This window comes from Amycolatopsis sp. NPDC058986 (assembly GCF_042741125.1).
Classification (GTDB): Bacteria; Actinomycetota; Actinomycetes; order Mycobacteriales; family Pseudonocardiaceae; genus Amycolatopsis.
This window is the reverse complement of record NZ_JBHYJW010000004.1, coordinates 151,078-171,072: the sequence shown is the minus strand read 5'-3', so window position 1 is coordinate 171,072 and position 19,995 is coordinate 151,078. Positions and strand designations below refer to the sequence as shown.

The following is a 19,995-nucleotide window of genomic DNA, read 5'->3' as shown; positions in this document are numbered from 1 at the left end:
AAGTGCCTGAAAACACCCCAGCTGAGACACCAAAGACAGGCGGCGAGCAGTCGTCGGCCGAACGCCCCGAAGGCGGGCTCGAACCCCGCGGCACGCGCCCGGCCGAGCCCGTCGTCGCCGGGAAAGAACGCCAGGGCATGTTCGGCGTCTCCGGCACCGGGGACACCTCCGGCTACGGCGGCGTCCGGCTCCCGGCGTACAGCCCGGCCCCGGCCGAGCGCCCGTACGGCGGCTGGTTCGACGAGTTCGCCGACGAGTTCTACGCCGCCTTGGCGGACAACAAGATTCCGGCCGACGCGATCCTCCAGACCACCGTCGACCGCGGCGAGATCACCTTCTACGTCGACCGCGAGCACCTGGTCGGCGTGGTCCGGACCCTGCGCGACGACGCGGGGCTGCGGTTCGAGCTGTGCAGCTCGGTGTCCGGTGTGGACTACGGCGCCGACGTCCCGCAGCGGCTGCACGCGGTCTACCACCTGACATCGATGACCTACCGCCGCCGCATCCGGCTCGAGGTCACCATGGACGTCGAGGATCCGCACGTCCCGTCGATCGTCGAGCTCTACCCGACGGCCGACTGGCACGAGCGCGAGACCTGGGACATGTTCGGGATCGTCTTCGACGGCCACCCCGCGCTGACCCGGATCCTCATGCCGGACGACTGGGACGGCCACCCCCAGCGCAAGGACTACCCGCTCGGCGGGATCCCGGTGGAATACAAGGGCGCGGAGATCCCCCCGCCCGATCAGCGGAGGTCGTACTCGTGAGCACCGAGAACATCGCCGACGTCAGCACCGGCACCGACACCACCGCCAAGGGCTCCGACAGCACCGGCGACGTCGACTACGCCGCGGCGCGCGAAACCACCGAAGGCCCCGTCTACACGGTGTCCGGCGGTGACTGGGACGACCTCATCGAGGACGCCAAGCACGACGAGCGCATGGTCATCAACATGGGCCCGCAGCACCCGTCGACGCACGGCGTGCTCCGGCTCGTGCTGGAGATGGAGGGCGAGACCGTCACCCAGCTCCGCTCGGTCATCGGCTACCTGCACACCGGGATCGAGAAGAACTGCGAGTACCGGACGTGGACCCAGGGCGTCACCTTCGTGACGCGCATGGACTACCTCGCGCCGCTCTCCACGGAAATGGCCTACTGCCTCGGGGTCGAGAAGCTGCTCGGCATCAAGGCCCCGCCGCGCGCGGAGCTGCTGCGCGTGATGCTGCTGGAGATCAACCGCATCGGCTCGCACCTGGTCTACATCGCCACCGGCGGCATGGAACTCGGCGCCACCACCGCGATGACGCTCGGGTTCCGCGAACGCGAGGTCGTGCTGCACCTGCTGGAGCACCTGACCGGCCTGCGGATGAACCACGCGTTCATCCGCCCCGGCGGCCTCGCGCAGGACATGCCCGAGGACTACCACGAGAAGGTCACCGAGTTCGTCGAGACGATGGACAAGCGCCTTCCCTTGTACGACAAGCTCTTCACCGGTCAGCCGATCTGGCGCAACCGGCTCAAGGGCGTCGGCTACCTGCCGGTGGACGCCTGCCTCGCGCTCGGTGTCACCGGGCCGGTGCTGCGTTCCGCCGGTCTGCCGTGGGACCTCCGCAAGACCGAGCCGTACTCCCGCTACGACGAGCTCGAGTTCGACATCCCGACCTCGACCGACGCGGACTGCTGGGCGCGGTACCTGATCCGCGTCGAGGAGATGCACCAGAGCCTGCGGATCATCAGGCAGATCCTCAAGATGCTCGAACCCGGCCCGGTCATGGTCGAGGACAAGAAGGTCGCCTGGCCCGCGCAGCTGTCCCTGGGCAGCGACGGTCTCGGCAACTCGCTGGAGCACGTCCGCAAGATCATGGGCCAGTCGATGGAATCGCTGATCCACCACTTCAAGCTGGTCACCGAGGGCTTCAAGGTGCCGCCGGGCCAGGTGTACTCGCCGGTGGAGTCGCCGCGCGGCGAGCTGGGCGCGCACCTCGTCTCCGACGGCGGCACGCGGCCGCTGCGCGTCCACATCCGCGAACCGAGCTTCGTGAACCTGCAGTCGATGCCCGCGATGGCCGAGGGCGGGCTGGTGGCGGACGTGATCGCCGCCATCGCTTCGATCGACCCCGTGATGGGGGGAGTGGACCGATGACTTCAAGTACCGCCGTGCCCGAGCCCGGCCCGAACGCGGCCGAGACCACCCACGTGGCCGCCGGTCCGGACACCGACGTGGTCGGCATCGCGCCGGACCCCGCGGCGGCCGAGGCCATCCTGGCCGAGACGCCGCCGCTGGAGGACGTCTTCGGCGACGACATCGTCGCCAAGGCGAAGAACCTGATCGAGCGGTACCCGATGTCGCGTTCGGCGCTGCTGCCGATGCTGCACCTCGTGCAGTCGGTGCAGGGCTACGTGTCCCAGGAGGGGATTTCCTTCTGTGCCACGCAACTCGGGCTCACCGACGCCGAGGTCAGCGCGGTCGCGACGTTCTACACGATGTACAAGCGCCGCCCGTGCGGTGAACATCTGGTGAGCGTCTGCACGAACACGTTGTGCGCGGCGCTCGGCGGCGATGCGATCTACAAGAAGCTCCAGACGCACCTGGGTTCCGAAGAAAACCCGTTGGGGCACGAGGAAACCGCGGGCACGCCGGGCGAGCAGGGCTCGATCACGCTGGAGCACGCGGAATGCCTCGCGGCCTGCGACCTCGCCCCGGTCATCCAGGTCAACTACGAGTACTTCGACAACCAGACGCCGGAGAAGGCGGTCGCGCTGGTGGACGCGTTGCAGGCGGGCAAGAAACCCGCGCCGACGCGTGGCGCGCCGCTGACCGACTTCAAGGGCGCCGAACTGCAGCTCGCCGGGTTCTTCCCGGAGGACGAAGCGATCTACAACGGCGACGTCGACGGTCCGTCACAGGCCGTGGAAACGCTGCGGGGCGCGAAGATCGCGCAGGAGCGGGGCTGGACGGCACCGGTCGCGAACGACGTCCCGCTCCCCGCTGTGCCTTCGAAAGAGGGGGAGAAAAAGTAATGGCTGACCCGATTACGCCGGTCCTCACCAAACGCTGGCTCTCCCCGAACTCCTGGCGGCTGGCCACCTACGAACAGCTCGAGGGCTACACCGCGATCCGCAAGGCGCTCAAGGGAACGCCCGAGCAGCTCGTCCAGCTGGTCAAGGATTCCGGCCTGCGCGGGCGCGGCGGTGCGGGCTTCCCGGCGGGCGTCAAGTGGTCGTTCATGCCGCCCAACGAGGACAAGCCGCACTACCTGGTGATCAACGCCGACGAGGGCGAACCGGGGACCTGCAAGGACATCCCGCTGATGATGGCGGACCCGCACTCGCTCATCGAGGGCTGCATCATCGCCTCGTACGCGATGCGGTCGCACCACTGCTTCATCTACGTCCGCGGGGAAGCGCTGCACTGCATCCGCCGCCTCAACGCGGCCGTCCGCGAGGCCTACCAGGCGGGCTACCTCGGCAAGAACATCCTCGACTCCGGATTCGACCTCGACATCACCGTGCACGCGGGCGCCGGGGCGTACATCTGCGGCGAGGAAACCGCGCTGCTCGACTCGCTGGAGGGCCGTCGTGGCCAGCCCCGGCTCAAGCCGCCGTTCCCCGCGGCCGCCGGGCTCTACGCGGCGCCGACCACGGTCAACAACGTCGAGACCATCGCCAGCGCGCCCTACATCGTCAACGCCGGATCCGACTGGTTCCGGCAGATGGGCCGCGAGAAGTCGCCCGGCCCGAAGATCTACTCGATCTCCGGCCACGTCGAGAAACCCGGCCAGTACGAGTGTCCACTCGGGACAACGCTGCGCGAACTACTGGACATGGCGGGCGGCATGAAGGACGGCATCCCGCTCAAGTTCTGGACGCCCGGCGGCTCGTCGACCCCGATGTTCACCGCCGAACACCTCGACACTCCCCTGGATTTCGAAGGGGCTGCCGAGGCGGGGTCCATGCTCGGCACCACCGCGGTCCAGGTCTTCAACGAGACCGTGTCCGTGCCGTGGGCCGTGATGAAGTGGACGCAGTTCTACGAGCACGAGTCCTGCGGCAAGTGCACGCCGTGCCGCGAGGGCACCTACTGGCTCGCGCAGATCCTGGAGCGGATGGTCGAAGGCCACGGCACGCCCGAGGACATCGAAACCCTCCTCGACGTCTGCGACAACATCCTCGGCCGGTCCTTCTGCGCGCTCGGTGACGGCGCCGTCTCGCCGATCACCAGCGGCATCAAGTACTTCCGGGACGAGTTCCTCGCCTTGTGTGAGAAGAACAAGGCCGCCCAGCCCGAACTGGTGGGAGCACAGGCATGACGATCGCACCCGACAAGCCGGGTACGTCCACAGAGGACACTCCGGTGCCCGAAGGCCACGTCAAGCTGGTCATCGACGGCGAAGAGGTCATCGCGCCCAAGGGCGAACTGCTGATCCGCACCGCCGAGCGCCTCGGCACGGTCATCCCGCGCTTCTGCGACCACCCGCTGCTCGACCCGGCCGGTGCCTGCCGCCAGTGCCTCGTCGAGGTCGAGATGGGTGGCCGCCCGATGCCGAAGCCGCAGGCGTCCTGCACCATGACCGTCGCCGACGGCATGGTCGTCAAGACGCAGCTGACCTCGGCGGTCGCGGACAAGGCCCAGCAGGGCGTGATGGAGCTGCTGCTCATCAACCACCCGCTGGACTGCCCGATCTGCGACAAGGGTGGCGAGTGTCCACTGCAGAACCAGGCGATGGCACACGGGCGACCGGAATCCCGGTTCGTCGACACGAAGCGGACGTTCCCCAAGCCGCTGCCGATCTCCTCGCAGGTCCTGCTCGACCGCGAACGCTGCGTGCTCTGTCAGCGCTGCACCCGGTTTTCGGCGCAGATCGCCGGTGACCCGTTCATCGAACTGCTCGAACGCGGTGCGCACCAGCAGATCGGCACCGCCGAGACCGCGGACGTGCTCGACCTGGCGTCGCGGACGACCAGCGGCGAGCCGTTCCAGTCGTACTTCTCCGGCAACGTCATCCAGATCTGCCCGGTCGGTGCGCTGACCAGCGCCGCGTACCGCTTCCGGTCCCGGCCGTTCGACCTGGTGTCCGCGCCGAGCGTGTGCGAGCACTGCTCGTCCGGCTGCGCCGAGCGGACCGACTTCCGGCGCGGCAAGGTGATGCGCAAGCTCGCCGGGGACGACCCGCAGGTCAACGAGGAGTGGATCTGCGACAAGGGCCGGTTCGCGTTCCGGTACCCGCAGGCCGCCGACCGCCTCCGCCGTCCGCAGGTCCGCAACCGCGAGACCGGCGTGCTGGAAGAGGCGTCATGGACCGACGCGCTGCGTGCCGCCGCAGAGGGCCTGAGCAAGGCTCGCGACGGCAAGGGTGTCGGCGTGCTGGCCGGCGGACGGCTGACCGTCGAGGACGCCTACGCGTACTCGAAGTTCGCCCGGATCGCCTTGCGTACCAACGACATCGACTTCCGCGCGCGGGCGCACTCCGCCGAGGAGCTGGCCTTCCTGGCCGCGTCGGTGGTCGGGACGACACCCGAGACCGGCGTGACGTTCGGCGAGATCGAGCGGGCTCGCACGGTGCTGTGCGTCGCGTTCGAGCCCGAGGACGAGGCGCCGATCGTGTTCCTGCGGCTGCGCAAGGCGGCCCGCAAGAACCGCACCCGGGTCGTCCACTTGGGACAGTGGACGACGTCGTCGGTGCGCAAGACCTTCGGCGAGTTGCTGGCTTGCGTCCCCGGCGGGGAGGCTGCCGCGATCGACGGAATCGCCACCCACGCCGCGGATCTCGACGAGGCTCTGGCGGGCGACGGCGCTGTCGTGCTCGTCGGCGAGCGTGCCGCCGAGGTGCCGGGCCTGTTCTCGGCGCTGCACCGGCTTTCCGAGCGCACCGGCGCGCGGCTGGCGTGGATTCCGCGCCGGGCGGGCGAACGCGGCGCGCTGGAGGCGGGCGCGGCGCCGACGCTGCTGCCGGGCGGCCGTCCCGTCACCGACGCCGACGCCCGCGCCGAGGTCGAAAATGCTTGGGGCGTAACGATTCCTTCGGCGGAGGGCCGGGACACCACCGGCATCCTCCAGGCGGCATCGGGACAGCAGCTCGACGGCCTGCTCGTCGGTGGCGTCGACCCGGACGACCTGCCCGACCCGGACCTCGCGCGCCGCGCGCTGGACAACGCCGGGTTCGTGGTGAGTCTGGAGCTGCGGCCGAGCGCGGTCACCGAACGCGCCGACGTCGTCCTCCCGATCGCCCCGGCGGTCGAGAAGGCGGGCAGCTACCTCAACTGGGAGGGTCGCCGCCGCGAGTTCGACGTCACGCTCGAAGGCACCGGCGCGCTGCCCGACTGCCGGGTCCTCGACACCCTCGCCGTCGAGATGGACGCCGACCTCTTCACCCAAACCCCCGCCGCCGCCCACGCCGACTTCTCGCGGCTCCAAAGTGCCGTTAAGGCCACCTTGCGGGCGTCAGATGCCCTTAAGGTGGCCTTAACGGCATCGCCGCAGGCAGGCGACGGCAAGGCGGTGCTCGCGACCTGGCGGCAGCTGATCGACAACGGCTCGCTCCAGGACGACGAACCGCACCTCAAGGGCACCCAGCGCAAGCCGGTGGCGCGGCTGTCGGCGAAAACCGCCGAAGGGCTCGGCAAGGTCGTCAAAGTGAGCACCGAACGCGGCGCGATCACGCTGCCGGTCGAGGTCGCGGACCTGCCCGACGGTGTGGTCTGGCTCCCGGGCAACTCCGACGGCTCCGCCGTCCGCGCCACTCTCGGCGCGGGCCACGGCGCGGTCGTCAGCATCACCGGAGGTGAGCAGTGAGCGCGATCCTCACCCACGCGGACACCGCGGTGGGCGGCATCCCGAACGCGGCCGAACGGGCGGCGCTGCTCGCGGACGACCCGTGGTGGCTGATCCTCATCAAGGCCGTCGTCATCCTGCTGATCGGCCCGATCCTGACGATCTTCCTGATCGTCTGGGAGCGCAAGGCGGTCGGCCGGATGCAGAACCGGCCCGGCCCCAACCGCGTCGGCCCCGGCGGCTACCTGCAGTCCCTCGCCGACGCGATCAAGCTCCCGTTCAAGGAGCAGGTCATCCCGGACACCGCCGACCGCAAGGTGTACTTCCTCGCGCCGGTGATCTCCGCGGTGCCCGCGTTGATCGCACTGGCGGCGATCCCGTTCGGCCCGGTGGTTTCGATCTTCGGCGAGCGCACCGTGCTCCAGCTGGTCGACCTCCCGGTCGGCGTGCTGGTGATCCTCGCCTGCTCCTCGATCGGCGTGTACGGCATCGTGCTGGCGGGTTGGTCGTCCGGCTCGCCATACCCGCTGCTCGGCGGTCTTCGCAGTGCGGCGCAGGTGATCTCGTACGAGATCGCGATGGGACTGTCCATTGTGGCCGTCATCCTCTACTCGGGGACGCTGTCGACGTCGGGAATCGTCGAGGCGCAGCAGAGCGGCTGGTACTTCTACCTGCTGCTGCCGAGTTTCGTGATCTACGCGATCTCGATGGTCGGTGAGACCAACCGCGCGCCGTTCGACCTCCCGGAGGCCGAATCCGAGCTGGTCGGCGGGTTCCACACCGAATACAGCTCGATGAAGTTCGCGATGTTCTTCCTCGCCGAGTACGTCAACATGGTCATCGTCTCCGCGTTCGCGACGACGTTGTTCCTCGGTGGCTGGAAGTTCCCGTTCGTCGGCGCCGATTCGCCGCTGAACCAGAACTGGTGGCCGCTGCTCTGGTTCTTCGCGAAGACGTTCATCCTGCTGTTCGGCTTCATCTGGCTGCGCGGCACACTGCCCCGCCTGCGGTACGACCAGTTCATGCGGCTGGGCTGGAAGGTCCTCGTCCCGGCCAACCTGGTCTGGATCGTCGTCATCGCCGCGGTCCGCGCGGTCAGGAACAGCGGCGGCCTGTCGATCCCGCAGATCCTTATCGGCGGCGGCGTGATCCTCGTCTTGATCGTGCTGCTGAGCCTGCTGCTGCCGGACAAGAAGGTCCCGGACGAGGACTACGTGCCGATCACCGGCGGCGGGCACCCGCTGCCGCCGCTGGACCTGAAGGTCCCCGAGACCACCCCGCGCCAGAAGGCACTGGCCAAGGCTGAGGCGAAGGCGGCCAAGCGCAAGCCCGCCGCCGTATCCACCGGAAGGGAGGCCGGCGATGGGGATCTTTGATCCGATCAAGGGCTTCGGCGTCACCTTCGGCATGATGTTCAAGAAGGTCGCCACCGAGGAATACCCGGAGGCCGGTGCCCCCGCGGCGCCGCGTTACCACGGGCGGCACCAGCTCAACCGGCATCCGGACGGGCTGGAGAAGTGCGTCGGCTGCGAGCTGTGCGCGTGGGCCTGCCCGGCGGACGCGATCTTCGTCGAGGGCGGGAACAACACCGAGGAAGCGCGGTACTCGCCAGGGGAACGCTACGGCGCGGACTACCAGATCAACTACCTGCGCTGCATCGGCTGCGGACTGTGCGTCGAGGCTTGCCCGACCCGGTCCCTGACGATGATCAACTTCTACGAGCTGGCCGACGACGACCGGCAGCGGCTCATCTACACCAAGGAAGACCTCCTCGCGCCGCTGCTGCCCGGCATGGAGCAGCCGCCGCACCCGATGCGGCTCGGGGACAACGAGCAGGACTACTACGTCAACGGTCCGGAGCTGGCCCGAGGGGAGACGGTCAAGTGATCGCCGCATTCCTCGCGCAGGCGCCCGCGGTGAACGCCTCGGTGTCCACCGGCGAGGCCATCGCGTTCTGGATCCTCGGCCCGGTCTGCCTGCTCGGCGCGCTCGGCATGATCTTCTCCCGCAACGCCGTGCACTCGGCGCTGTGGCTGGTGCTGACGATGCTGTCGCTGGGCGCGCTGTACATGCTCCAGTCGGCGCCGTTCCTGGGCTTCACCCAGATCATCGTCTACACCGGCGCGATCATGATGCTGTTCCTGTTCGTGCTGATGATGGTCGGCAGGGAAAGCTCCGACTCGGTGGTCGAAGTCCTTCGCGGGCAACGACTCATGGCGGGACTGCTGGGCATCGGGCTCGCCGGGCTGATCGCCGCGGGCCTGTTCCGCTCGCTCGTGAACGTCACTCCGGCCGCCCCACTCGACCCGTACAGCCCGAACGGCGGCGGCGCGGGCGGCCTCGGGCGGCTGATCTTCACCCAGTACCTGTTCCCGTTCGAGCTGACCTCGGCGCTGCTGATCACCGCCGCGATGGGCGCGATGGTGCTGGCCTTCACCGACCGGCACCGCAAGGGCGCCAAGAAGTCGCAGCGCGAACTGGTCATCGACCGGTTCCGCGGCGAGCACGACCGCCCGTCGCCGCTGCCCGGCCCCGGCGTCTTCGCCACCGCCAACTCGGTGGCCACCCCGGCGCTGCTGCCCGACGGCTCGGTCGCTCCCGAATCGCTCTCGGCGCTGATCGAGTCGACCTCGGCGGTCCAGCTGAACGAGGAGCGCAAGCAGGTCGCCGACACGGAGCCGAAGGCCGACGCGCACGCGCTCGTCGGGGCCGAGTTCGCCGAGACAGCGGCCACTGTGTCCGAAGGAAATGAAGGGGAGGAGAAGAAGTGACTCCGACCTACTACCTGCTGCTCTCGGCGCTGCTGTTCGCCATTGGCGCGGTCGGCGTCCTGGTGCGGCGCAACGCGATCGTCGTGTTCATGTGCATCGAGCTGATGCTGAACTCGGTGAACCTCACCCTGGTCACCTTCGCCCGCATCAACGGCGGGCTCGACGGCCAGGTGATGGCGTTCTTCGTGATGGTCGTGGCCGCCGCGGAGGTCGTGGTGGGGCTGGCGATCATCATGGCGATCTTCCGCACCCGCCGCTCGGCCTCGGTCGACGACACCAACCTGCTGAAGTACTAAGGGAGACACCGAGTGACCGCATCATCGTGGCTGCTGGTGGCCTTTCCTGCCCTCGGCGCGCTGATCCTGCTGCTGGCGGGCAAGCGCGCGAAGGCATGGGGGCATCTGCTCGGCTGTGCCACCGTCACGCTCGCCTTCGTCTACGGCGTCATCCTGTTCTTCGCCGCCGACACCAAGTCCACTGTGGACACCAAGCTGTTCTCGTGGATCCCGGTGTCCGCGCTGCAGGTCGACTTCGGACTGCGCGTCGACGCGCTGTCGCTGACGTTCGTGCTGCTCATCACCGGCGTCGGCATGTTGATCCACTTCTACTCGATCGGCTACATGGAGTCCGACGAAGGCCGGTACCGCTTCTTCGCGTACCTGAACCTCTTCGTCGCCTCGATGCTGGTTCTGGTGCTGGGCAACAGCTTCGTGACGCTGTACCTCGGCTGGGAAGGCGTCGGCCTCGCGTCCTACCTGCTCATCGGCTGGTACCAGGGCCGCAACTCCGCCGCCACCGCGGCGAAGAAGGCATTCCTGATGAACCGCGTCGGGGACGTCGGGCTCGCGCTGGCGATCTTCATCATGTTCAAGTACTCGGGCTCCACCGGCTACGCGCAGGTCTTCGACGCGGTGAGCGCGGGCAAGTTCCCGCCGGCGGCGATCACCGCGATGGCGATTCTCCTGCTGCTCGGCGCCTGCGGTAAGTCCGGTCAGTTCCCGCTTCAGGCCTGGCTTCCCGACGCGATGGAGGGCCCGACGCCGGTGTCGGCCCTGATCCACGCGGCAACGATGGTCACCGCCGGTGTCTACCTGGTGGCCCGCTCGAACGTCATCTTCAACGCCACCGAGGACGGGCGGCTCATCGTCACACTCGTCGGCACGGTGACGCTGCTGATCGGATGCATCGTCGGCTGTGCCTACGACGACATCAAGAAAGTCCTCGCGTATTCGACGGTCAGCCAGATCGGCTACATGATGCTGGCGGTCGGCCTCGGCCCAGTGGCGTACGCGCTGGGCATCATGCACCTGGTCGCGCACGGCTTCTTCAAGGCCGGGCTGTTCCTCGGTGCTGGTTCGGTCATGCACGCCATGAACGACGAAGTCGACATGCGCAAGTTCGGCGGCCTGGCGAAGAAGATGCCGATCACCTACGCGACCTTCGGCCTCGGCTACCTCGCGCTGATCGGCATCCCGCCGCTGTCCGGCTTCTTCACCAAGGACGCGATCATCGAGGCGGCGCTGGGCCAGGGCGGCTGGCGCGGCTGGGTGATGGGCGGCGCGGCGCTGCTCGGCGCCGGGCTCACCGCGTTCTACATGACCCGCCTGATGGTGATGACCTTCCACGGCAAGGCACGCTGGAAGGACCTCAAGAGCGAGGACGGCCGCGACTTCCACCCGCACGAGTCGAAGCCGGTCATGTGGGTCCCGATGGCGATCCTCGCGGTCGGCTCGGTCGGCGCGGGCGCGTTCTTCGCGCTGGGCCACCGGTTCACCGAATGGCTCGCTCCGTCGGTCGGCGAAACCGTCGAGGCTCATCACCTGCCGGTCGAAGCGTGGGTCATCTCGGTCGCGGCGGTCGTGCTCTCGCTGCTGGGTGTCCTGATCGCCTGGCTGATCTTCCGCCGGGACGTCCCGGTCGAACGCCCCGAGCGCGTCTCGGTCGTCACCAAGGCCGCGCGCAAGGATCTCTATGGCAACGCGCTCAACGAAGCCGTGGTGGCCCGGCCCGGCACCTGGCTCGCCCGCGCGCTGGTCTACGTAGACAACCGCGGCGTCGACGGCGCGGTCAACGGGCTGGCCGCCGCGCTCGGCGGCGGGTCCGGACGGCTACGGCGGCTGCAAACCGGGTTCGTCCGGTCCTACGCGCTGTCCATGCTCGGCGGCACGTTCCTGCTTCTCGTGGCTCTCCTGCTGGTGAGGTTCTCCTGATGACTTGGCTTCTCGCACTCATCCTGCTGCCGGTCGTCGGGGCGGTGGTCGTGGCCACGATGAAGGCCAACGACCGGCTCGCGCTGCGCACCGCGCTCGCGCTGTCCATTGTGGAATTCCTGCTGATCATCCCGTTCTGGGCGAGCTACTCGCCGTCCGGTGCGCGGCTGCAGCAGGTGTCCTCAATGGACTGGATCCCCGGATTCGGCATCCACATCTCGTTCGGCACCGACGGCGTCTCGCTGATCATGATCGCGGTGATCGCGCTGCTGGTGCCGATCGTGGTCGGCGCGCTGGGCGTCACCGACAAGCTCCCGGCCGGGCGCAGCGCGGGCGGGTTCCTGTCGCTGATCCTGCTGCAGGAGGCGCTGACGATCGGCGTGTTCGCCGCGACCGACGTCTTCCTGTTCTACGTGCTGTTCGAGATCATGCTGATCCCGATGTACTTCCTCATCGGCGGCTACGGCGGCGCGAACCGGCAGTACGCGGCGGTGAAGTTCTTCCTGTACTCGTTCCTCGGCGGCCTGATCATGCTGGCCTCGGCGATCGGGGCGTACTCGCTGGCCTCGGACAAGCTCGGCAAGGGCACGTTCGACTGGGCCACGCTGGTCACCGTGGTTCGGGACGCGCCCACCGGGACGCAGATCTGGCTGTTCCTCGGGTTCTTCCTGGCGTTCGCCATCAAGGCGCCGCTGGTGCCGTTCCACACCTGGCTGCCCGACGCGGCGGGCGAGGCCCCGATCGGCGTCGCGGTGCTGCTGGTCGGCGTGCTGGACAAGGTCGGCACGTTCGGGTTCCTGCGGTACTGCCTGCCGATGTTCCCGGAGGCGAGCAAACAGCTGGCGCCGCTGGTCCTCGTGCTCGGCGTCGCGGGTGTCCTTTATGGATCGATCCTCGCGGCCGGGCAGCGGGACATGAAGCGGTTTATCGCCTACGTCTCGATCGCCCACTTCGGCTTCATCGCGCTGGGCATCTTCGCCTTCAACGAGCAGGCGATGGCCGGGTCCGTGTCGTACATGCTCAACCACAGCCTCGCCACCGGCATGCTGATCGTGGTCATCGGCATGATCGTGGTGCGCGGCGGGTCGACGAAGATCTCGGACTACGGCGGTATGTCGAAGGTGACCCCGCTGCTGGCCGGGATGCTGCTGCTGGCCGGTCTGTCCACTTTGTCCCTGCCGGGCACGAACTCGTTCGTCAGCGAGTTCCTCGTCCTGCTGGGGTCCTTTGTGGACCACCCGGTGTACGCGATCATCGCCACCGTCGGCATGGTGCTCGCCGCGGCGTACGTGCTCTGGCTCTACCAGCGCATCATGACCGGCCCGGTTCGCGGTGACGCGCTTGTCGGTGCCGGTGGTGGACCGGGTACGGCGATCGCGCCGGAGCTGGGCGCGAAGAAATTCATTAAGGACCTCGGCGGCCGGGAGATCGCGATCCTGGCGCCGATGGTCGTGCTGATCATCGGGCTGGGCTTCTACCCCAAACCGGTGCTCGACACGATCACCCCGTCGGTGCAGCAGACCATGTCTGCGGTTAACGGAGGCAAGTAACCGTGCTCGACATCGTTCTGACGCAGGCGCCGCAACAGCTGCAGACGCCGTCGATCGACTACGCGGCCGTGCTGCCGGTACTGATCATCTTCGGCGTCGCCTGTGTGAGCGTGCTGTTCGAGGCGTTCCTGCCCCGGCACATGCGCTGGCCGTCGCAGGTGTTCCTGTCCATTGTGGGCATCGCCGCGGCGGGGATCTCGCTGGTCATCTACGTCAGCTCTTCCGCGCCGAAGAACGGCGTGACGACGTTCAGCAAGGCCATCTCGGTGGACCGCCCCGCGTTGTTCCTGTGGGGCACGCTGCTGTTGCTCGCCCTGGGTTCGGTGCTGCTCATCGCGGACCGCTCGGTCGAGCCGGGAGGTGCTTTCGTGGCGCAGGCCGGAATCCGGCCGGGCACCGTGCAGGACCGCGCGCAGGCCGGGTCGACCGGCATGCAGACCGAGGTGTTCCCGCTGACGCTGTTCGCGCTCGGCGGCATGATGGCGTTCTGCGCGGCCAATGACTTGCTCACGATGTTCATCGCGCTGGAAGTGCTTTCGCTGCCGCTCTATCTGATGTGCGGCCTGGCGCGTCGGCGTCGCCTGCTCTCGCAGGAGTCGGCGGTCAAGTACTTCCTGCTCGGGGCATTCTCCTCGGCGTTCTTCCTTTATGGACTCGCGCTGCTCTACGGCTACGCGAACTCCGTGAAGCTGGCCGACATCGCCAACGCCGCCGCGGGCTCGGACCGTTCGGACACGCTGCTGTTCGCCGGGCTCGGGCTGCTCGTGGTCGGCCTGCTGTTCAAGGGCTCGGTCGGCCCGTTCCACACCTGGACCCCGGACGTCTACCAGGGCGCGCCGACCCCGGTGACCGCGTTCATGGCGGCGTGCACGAAGGTCGCCGCGTTCGGCGGGATCCTGCGGGTGCTGTCGGTCGCGTTCTCCTCGACCAGCTGGGAATGGCGCGGGGTGCTGTGGGCGGTCGCGATCATCTCGATGGCGATCGGCGCGGTGCTGGGCCTGACCCAGACCGACGTCAAGCGCATGGTCGCCTACTCGTCGGTGGCGCACGCCGGCTTCCTGCTCGTCGGCGCGATCGCGATGACCGAGAAGGGCCTGTCGAGCACGCTGTTCTACTTGCTGGCCTACGGTTTCACGACGCTGGCGGCGTTCGGCGTGATCAGCCTGGTGCGCGATTCCAGCGGCGAGGCCACGCACCTTTCGGCGTGGGCGGGGCTGGCGAAACGCTCGCCGGTGCTGGCCGCGGTGTTCACGTTCTTGTTGCTGGCGCTGGCGGGTATCCCGTTGACGAGCGGGTTCGTCGGGAAGTTCGTGGTGTTCTCCGCAGCGCTGTCCGACGGCATGGCACCGCTCGTCGTGGTGGCCCTGGTGTTCAGCGCGGTCGCGGCGTTCTTCTACCTGCGGGTCATCGTGCTGATGTACTTCTCCGAACCCGCCAAGGACGGCCCGACGGTCACCGTGCCCGGCGCGTTCACCACCACCGCGATCACGCTGGGTGTCCTGGTCACCCTGATCCTGGGCCTGGTCCCCGCCTTCGCCCTCGACTGGGCAGGCACCGGCGGCTTCGCTTCCTAGGCTCCACGTGCTCTGAAGGCCACCATGAGGGACTCTAACGCCCTCAAGGTGGCCTTCAGAGCGTTTAAGGCTCAGTCGTCCTCGGGGTGGAGGTCGGGGAGGGGCGGCGGGGCCCAGGTGAGGTCGTCCTGGGGGAGCAGGGCGGTGGCGCGCTGGGTGGCCGCCAGGTACTCGGCGTGTGCCTGCGGGTTGGCGGGGCCGCCCGCGGCCATGTAGCCGTCGAACTCGAGTGCCTGTGCGGCGCTGACAGCCGCGACCTGCCGCAGGAACTGTTCAGCCCGCCGGGTCTGCTCCCGCAGCTCCGTCAGGTCGAAACCGTCCTGCTCCAGCTTTTCGAGGCGCCGGCCGATGTCGTGATGGGAGTCCGCGGCATCCATCGCCGCGGCCACCGCACGACGCAGCGGTTCGGCGCTCGGATGGGGCGGTGCCGGCCCGTTCTCGGCGTCCATCCCCCGACCCTACCTCCGGACATCAGGATTCGGAGGGCATCAGCTCCCGGCTGCCATCCCACGCGACGTCGACCGTGGCGAGGACGTCACCGGGCTCGTCGTAGTCGTCGATCTCGCCGTAGCAGAAGTTGAAGTACCCGGACTCGTACCGTCCGGTGCGCAGCAGCGCGAAACCCCACTCCCGCAGTTCCCGTACCGATGTCTCGTGTTTTCGCACCGCGGAGTTCATTTCGGCGAAGCCGATGAATCCGTAATCCACCTTGTTGATCGAGATCTTGCGTTGTTCGTAAGCGAAGTAGCCGTAGCGCATTGCTTCCCCTAATGGTGTGCTTGTTGCCGCAACTCTATGGCCTGCCACTGCCGCCGTGCCAAGGTGTTTCACCTGAAAGGAGGTCCCATGCCCAGACCCAAACCGAAACCGCAGGCACGTGGACTTGCAGAGGGGTTACGAAATACGCGTAAGGCCTGCAAGCTCGCGATGATCGAGGTGGCCGAGAAACTGGGGTGGTCGCAATCCACGCTGAGTCGTATCGAGACCGGTTTACGCAATGCATCGGCCGAAGAGGTCTCGGCGCTTCTCGCCGTGTACGGCGTGACAGGCGAGAAGAAGGAACGGCTCATGGAGCTGGCTCGCGACATCGACAGGCCTACGTGGCTCGAGACCGCGTACGCAGAGGTTCCCGAGCAAGCCAAGACACTGGCCAAACTCGAACTCGACGCCACCAGGCTCGTCGACGCGGAGGTGACGTTGATTCCGGGTTTGTTGCAGACGCCGTCCTATGTCCGCTCTCTCATGAACTCCGCTGGTGTGGCTCCCGCAGATATCCAGCCTCGGGTTGACCTGCGAAGGGAACGGCAGAAGGTGCTGGAGACCAGGAAACCGCCAGAGTTCGTCGCGTTCATGGATGAGGCTGTGCTGCACCGCCGAGTCGGGGGTGCCAGGGTCATGGCTGATCAGCTACGGCATTTGCTCGCTATGGCTCAACGCCCATCCGTTGAACTGCGGCTCATCCCTTTTGACGTCGGCGGACACGCCACGGTCAATGGTGCTTATTTGCTGCTGGAGTTCGGTGATGGCCGCCCGGTGGTGCATCTGGAACAACGACGTTCCCTGTTGTTCTTCGACCAGCCCGCCGACGTGGAGCCCTACATTCAGGCCACTGCCAGCCTGAATGCGGCGGCACTGGATCCTATGCAGTCGGTGCAAATGATCGAGCACCTCCTTGCAACCTACGAGTGAGTAGACTGCACACATGGACCTCACGTCGGCGATCTGGCGCAAATCCAGCTACAGCGGCACCGAGACGAACTGCGTCGAGGTCGCGTTCGGTACGGCGGAAGCGGCTATCCGGGACTCGAAGGACCCGGCCGGAGGCGCGCTCGTCCTCGGCCGGGCCGCCTTCACCGCACTAGTTGTCGAGGCTGGCGCGCAGCGAGGCGATCTTCTGGGCCAGTAGTCCGGGTTCGCCCGGCAGCACGGTGATGTACCGGTTGCCGGGCGCCCCGGACAACTCCATGGCGACGCGGCCCGAGTCGATGTCGAGGTAACTCAGCTCGTCTCGCGCCACTTCGCGCTGTCCGCCGCGAGGCCGCTTCGCCACCGTGAACTGGCCGAGTCCGTAGTAGGGCTGGTTGAACACGTCGTCGAGCATGCGGGCCGCGCGGGTGCGATCCTCTGAGCGCTCGTAACGGCCGTCGCCGCCGTCGGTGCGGAACTCGTCCTGCGGCAGCGAGAACGTCGGGAAGCTCGCGGGCGCGTACTCCGGCAGATTGGCGACCAGCACCTCCGGCGGCTGCTGGCGGTCCGGGACCTCCTTGAGCCACACCCGCTCGCCCGAGCACAACGCGGTGACCGCGACCCCGCCCGCGACGGCGACGAGCACACCGAACTGCTCGTTCATGTCGCGGGCGTACGCGAAGTACTCCGACTCGGGCCGATCCAGCGTGTGCAGGACATCCTCGAACTCGCCAGTCAGCCGATCACCCCTGGTGAACCCGAACTGCGCGAGCTCGTCCAGCGCCTCGCGGCTGACCTGTCCCTCGGCGGACGGCGGGATGTACCGCAGCCCGCCCGCGAAGATCGGATGCGGATCGCCGCACCCGGCGTGACGCATCGCGGTCAACACGGTATTCAGCGTGAGCTCCACTGCGCGCGTGAGCACTACGTCACCCTCCCCTTGGTCACGGTGCTACTACTTGCGCTGTTCGCCGATGACTGGCGGCATAGGCTTGACCTCGGTGCCGCCGAACGTCTCGTCGGGGTCGGGGTTGAGCAGGTAGGCCGGAGCCTTGTGCTCCTTGTCCTCCTCCTTCTTGCCCTTACCACCGGCACCCGCGCCCATCGGCATCCCGTTCGCGCCCTTGGCACCCGCCGCGCCAGCCGGACCACCCGGCATCCCGGCCCGACCGCCTCCCGGCACCCGCTCACCCGGCATTCCGGCCCCGGAGCCGCGTCCCGCACCCCGGCCCGGCTCGTTCGCGCCGCCACCGGTCCCGCTGCCACTGCGATAACCGCCGCTGCCGCTACCACCCGGCCCGCCACCGCCCGGCACATTGCCGGACCCATACGGCCCGAACTCGCCGCCACCACTTGTCGACGGGAACGGATTCACCGGCTGCCCGGTCGGCCCGAACTGGTAGTTGTTCGACGCCGCGGGCGGCACAATCGGCTTCGGCACATAGGAATTGGCGCGCGTATCGTCCGGAATGGACGATGTGTGACCCGGCGGCTGCTGCCACCCGCCCGGCCGATTGGGCTGCTGCCCGCTCTGCCCGCGCTGATCGCCACCGGTTGTCTGCCCGGTGTTGCCCGTGTTGGTGCCCGGCTGCTGCGTGCTGCGCCCCGTTGTTCCCGTGTCCGTCCCGGTCCCGGTGCGGGTATCCGTGCCGAACCCGCGAACCTGCTTACCGTCCTGCCCGCCCGTGTCGCCGGTGCCGCCCGGCGGAGCCATGCTGACCGGCGCCCCGGGATCCCGCAGCTCGGAATATTGCGTCGGAATCCGCGCGTTGTTGTCGCCGCTGGACGAATGGTAAGCACTGAAGGTATCGATATTGTGCTGACTGTCTGTCTGCCACTGTGAAACCTTGTCGCGGTAACCACCGCTGTTGCCGTTGAGCGCGCTGACGAGGTCTTCGGCGGTGAACTCCGGCTGCTGCGCTGGAACCTTCTTCACACTGTTCCTCGCCGAACTGAACGCGGTCATCTGATCCCCGACTGCCTGCTGGGCATTTGAGAGATGGACGCTATCGTCAGCGGACGCCATTGCCAGTGGCTCAGTCGAATCCGCCGCTGCCTGCGCAGCGCCTCCCTGCCATCCAGCAAGAGTCTTCTCCCGCAACTGGGCGACTTTATTGGCCCGGTCATTCAGTTTTTTGCCTAGGCCATCGATGATCCCTTGCGCGCCGGACAGTGAACCTGTTCCCGGTCCGTTGGTGATCTGATCGTAGATCTCGGCGGCCGTCAAAGGTCCCTCGGCAACCATCAGCGCCCTCCCTTGATGTTGGCCAGTGCCTCACCAGCGACTTTCTGCGCAATCTCGCACGGATCCCTCTTGCCTATATTCGCATCGGAAAGCGTGATACCGGCGTTGAGGACCGACGTATCACTTGTTCCTACGGCGACAAGGCATTCGCCTGTAGTATTGCGCTTATCTGCGAACCCGTAGGCGACTGCGGGGTGCCCGCCAATGGCAGGTACCTCCATGAAGAATTTATACTCTGTGTTTCGGAGGCGGTAAATCCTGGTCAAGCCTTCCGGGTAGGCCGTGAAGAAGTTGATGCTTACATCAGTACGTGCGGTTCCGGGGGGACGCCACGTACATGTGGGCCCCGAAGTTGCCGCCAGGTCTGTTTTTGCGGATGCATTTTCCCCGAGGAGATCGGTGACCTGCTCGCGCGTGAGGGCATCACAGGGTGTTCGCAGATGCGGCGTGAAGTCGATCGGGTCGGTGACCTTGGGCACCCCCGGGCCGGGGATCTGGTCGCTTGTTCCGGGAGTTGATGCTTTGCTCGTTGTGCTACTGGCTGTTGCGGATGATGGTTGCGCGTTGCCCGGAGTGTTGGTCGAGCAGGCGGTAAGCGCTAGCGCAGCCGCGCCGATTAGGGGGACGAGTCGGTGGATAGAAGACCTCACAGAATGCCTCCGGCTCGTTTGACCTGGCCTTGGCCCGTTTCCTCGGCTGTGGCGTACTTGCCCAAGGCGGTGACATATTTATTGGCCATTTCCCGGCAGTACTTCTCGCGCTGCTCGAACGTCGCGGCTAATGCGGTGCCGGACGTGTGGATTCGTTCCGCATGTCCACTGCTCGCGTACTCCTTGCCGGGGCCTTCAATCTGCCCTAGCTGTTCGGCGTCGCGTGCATCGTCCTTGAACTCGTTGGCCAGGTCGGTCCAGTCCTTGACGAGGGAGTGGAGGGTGGCTTCGTCGTACTGGAAGCCGGGGGTGTCGCCAGTGAGGTCGGTGACCCAGGAGTTCGCGGGCTTGCCGCCGTAGCTGCCGCCAGGGGGCGGCGCCTCGGGCTCGAACCAGCGGACTTCGTGGTTCGGGTCGTAGGTCGGCGGCTGCTCAGCCATGGCGTTTCACCCCCGTCACCCCGAATGGTTCCGGTGTGCAAGGGCGAGGGCGCCCCGAAGCCGTCGTCATCACTGTGCTCTCCCCGTAGCAGCAGGG

The 19,995-nt window shown here is 67.4% G+C and carries 20 protein-coding genes; 14 read left to right on the top strand and 6 right to left on the bottom strand.

Features of this window, described 5'->3' with window-relative positions; genetic code table 11:
- Window positions 1-2: 2 nt before the first annotated feature.
- From ACFW0G_RS05730 to nuoN, 12 genes are read left to right on the top strand one after another with little or no spacing between them, the layout of a single operon-like run.
- Window positions 3-767 carry an NADH-quinone oxidoreductase subunit C gene (locus tag ACFW0G_RS05730; RefSeq protein ID WP_378323591.1) on the top strand — a complete coding sequence of 255 codons (765 nt, stop codon included), beginning with the start codon at window positions 3-5 and terminating at the stop codon, window positions 765-767.
- On the top strand, window positions 764-2,143 hold the full coding sequence (locus ACFW0G_RS05725) for an NADH-quinone oxidoreductase subunit D (RefSeq protein WP_378323590.1): 1,380 nt from the start codon (window positions 764-766) through the stop codon (window positions 2,141-2,143). Before ACFW0G_RS05730 ends, ACFW0G_RS05725 begins: the two co-directional genes overlap by 4 nt.
- A complete protein-coding gene (gene nuoE, locus ACFW0G_RS05720) occupies window positions 2,140-3,021 on the top strand; it encodes an NADH-quinone oxidoreductase subunit NuoE (protein ID WP_378323589.1) in 882 nt (293 codons plus the stop codon). Before ACFW0G_RS05725 ends, nuoE begins: the two co-directional genes overlap by 4 nt.
- On the top strand, window positions 3,021-4,310 hold the full coding sequence (gene nuoF, locus ACFW0G_RS05715) for an NADH-quinone oxidoreductase subunit NuoF (protein ID WP_378323588.1): 1,290 nt from the start codon (window positions 3,021-3,023) through the stop codon (window positions 4,308-4,310). The genes nuoE and nuoF overlap by 1 nt, the downstream gene beginning before the upstream one ends.
- Complete coding sequence (locus tag ACFW0G_RS05710) at window positions 4,307-6,793, top strand: NADH-quinone oxidoreductase subunit G (RefSeq protein ID WP_378323587.1); 2,487 nt, start codon at window positions 4,307-4,309, stop codon at window positions 6,791-6,793. Before nuoF ends, ACFW0G_RS05710 begins: the two co-directional genes overlap by 4 nt.
- 5 nt (window positions 6,794-6,798) lie before the next feature.
- Window positions 6,799-8,148 carry an NADH-quinone oxidoreductase subunit NuoH gene (gene nuoH, locus ACFW0G_RS05705; protein ID WP_378323726.1) on the top strand — a complete coding sequence of 450 codons (1,350 nt, stop codon included), beginning with the start codon at window positions 6,799-6,801 and terminating at the stop codon, window positions 8,146-8,148.
- The gene (nuoI, locus tag ACFW0G_RS05700) at window positions 8,135-8,659 is read left to right on the top strand and encodes an NADH-quinone oxidoreductase subunit NuoI (protein WP_378323586.1); all 525 of its coding nucleotides are present in this window, start codon (window positions 8,135-8,137) and stop codon (window positions 8,657-8,659) included. The genes nuoH and nuoI overlap by 14 nt, the downstream gene beginning before the upstream one ends.
- Window positions 8,656-9,543: an NADH-quinone oxidoreductase subunit J gene (locus tag ACFW0G_RS05695; protein WP_378323585.1), complete on the top strand. Its 888-nt coding sequence runs from the start codon at window positions 8,656-8,658 to the stop codon at window positions 9,541-9,543. The genes nuoI and ACFW0G_RS05695 overlap by 4 nt, the downstream gene beginning before the upstream one ends.
- A complete protein-coding gene (gene nuoK, locus ACFW0G_RS05690; protein WP_345396291.1) occupies window positions 9,540-9,839 on the top strand; it encodes an NADH-quinone oxidoreductase subunit NuoK in 300 nt (99 codons plus the stop codon). Before ACFW0G_RS05695 ends, nuoK begins: the two co-directional genes overlap by 4 nt.
- 12 nt (window positions 9,840-9,851) lie before the next feature.
- Complete coding sequence (gene nuoL, locus ACFW0G_RS05685) at window positions 9,852-11,753, top strand: NADH-quinone oxidoreductase subunit L (RefSeq protein WP_378323584.1); 1,902 nt, start codon at window positions 9,852-9,854, stop codon at window positions 11,751-11,753.
- Window positions 11,753-13,303 carry an NADH-quinone oxidoreductase subunit M gene (locus ACFW0G_RS05680; RefSeq protein ID WP_378323583.1) on the top strand — a complete coding sequence of 517 codons (1,551 nt, stop codon included), beginning with the start codon at window positions 11,753-11,755 and terminating at the stop codon, window positions 13,301-13,303. Before nuoL ends, ACFW0G_RS05680 begins: the two co-directional genes overlap by 1 nt.
- Window positions 13,304-13,305: 2 nt before the next feature.
- A complete protein-coding gene (gene nuoN, locus ACFW0G_RS05675; RefSeq protein WP_378323582.1) occupies window positions 13,306-14,877 on the top strand; it encodes an NADH-quinone oxidoreductase subunit NuoN in 1,572 nt (523 codons plus the stop codon).
- Window positions 14,878-14,948: 71 nt separating this feature from the next.
- Here the strand turns inward: nuoN and ACFW0G_RS05670 are convergent, their stop codons facing one another.
- Both ACFW0G_RS05670 and ACFW0G_RS05665 read right to left on the bottom strand, forming a co-directional pair.
- Window positions 14,949-15,326, bottom strand: coding sequence for a hypothetical protein (locus tag ACFW0G_RS05670; RefSeq protein ID WP_378323581.1), 378 nt, complete (start codon window positions 15,324-15,326; stop codon window positions 14,949-14,951).
- 22 nt (window positions 15,327-15,348) lie between these two features.
- On the bottom strand, window positions 15,349-15,636 hold the full coding sequence (locus ACFW0G_RS05665; RefSeq protein WP_378323579.1) for a hypothetical protein: 288 nt from the start codon (window positions 15,634-15,636) through the stop codon (window positions 15,349-15,351).
- 87 nt (window positions 15,637-15,723) lie between these two features.
- Between ACFW0G_RS05665 and ACFW0G_RS05660 the strand changes: the two genes are divergently transcribed.
- Together ACFW0G_RS05660 and ACFW0G_RS05655 are read left to right on the top strand one after the other, a co-directional pair.
- Window positions 15,724-16,566: a helix-turn-helix domain-containing protein gene (locus tag ACFW0G_RS05660; protein ID WP_378323578.1), complete on the top strand. Its 843-nt coding sequence runs from the start codon at window positions 15,724-15,726 to the stop codon at window positions 16,564-16,566.
- 13 nt (window positions 16,567-16,579) lie between these two features.
- A complete protein-coding gene (locus ACFW0G_RS05655; RefSeq protein WP_378323577.1) occupies window positions 16,580-16,783 on the top strand; it encodes a DUF397 domain-containing protein in 204 nt (67 codons plus the stop codon).
- Here ACFW0G_RS05655 and ACFW0G_RS05650 read toward each other — a convergent pair.
- From ACFW0G_RS05650 to ACFW0G_RS05635, 4 genes are all read right to left on the bottom strand, one after another.
- Window positions 16,736-17,452, bottom strand: a complete 717-nt coding sequence (locus ACFW0G_RS05650; protein ID WP_378323576.1) for an ESX secretion-associated protein EspG — start codon at window positions 17,450-17,452, stop codon at window positions 16,736-16,738. The genes ACFW0G_RS05655 and ACFW0G_RS05650 overlap by 48 nt on opposite strands.
- Before the next feature lie 66 nt (window positions 17,453-17,518).
- Complete coding sequence (locus ACFW0G_RS05645) at window positions 17,519-18,808, bottom strand: PPE domain-containing protein (protein WP_378323575.1); 1,290 nt, start codon at window positions 18,806-18,808, stop codon at window positions 17,519-17,521.
- On the bottom strand, window positions 18,808-19,458 hold the full coding sequence (locus ACFW0G_RS05640) for a DUF3558 domain-containing protein (protein ID WP_378323574.1): 651 nt from the start codon (window positions 19,456-19,458) through the stop codon (window positions 18,808-18,810). Before ACFW0G_RS05640 ends, ACFW0G_RS05645 begins: the two co-directional genes overlap by 1 nt.
- Window positions 19,455-19,898, bottom strand: coding sequence for a hypothetical protein (locus ACFW0G_RS05635; protein ID WP_378323573.1), 444 nt, complete (start codon window positions 19,896-19,898; stop codon window positions 19,455-19,457). Before ACFW0G_RS05635 ends, ACFW0G_RS05640 begins: the two co-directional genes overlap by 4 nt.
- Window positions 19,899-19,995 lie beyond the last annotated feature (97 nt).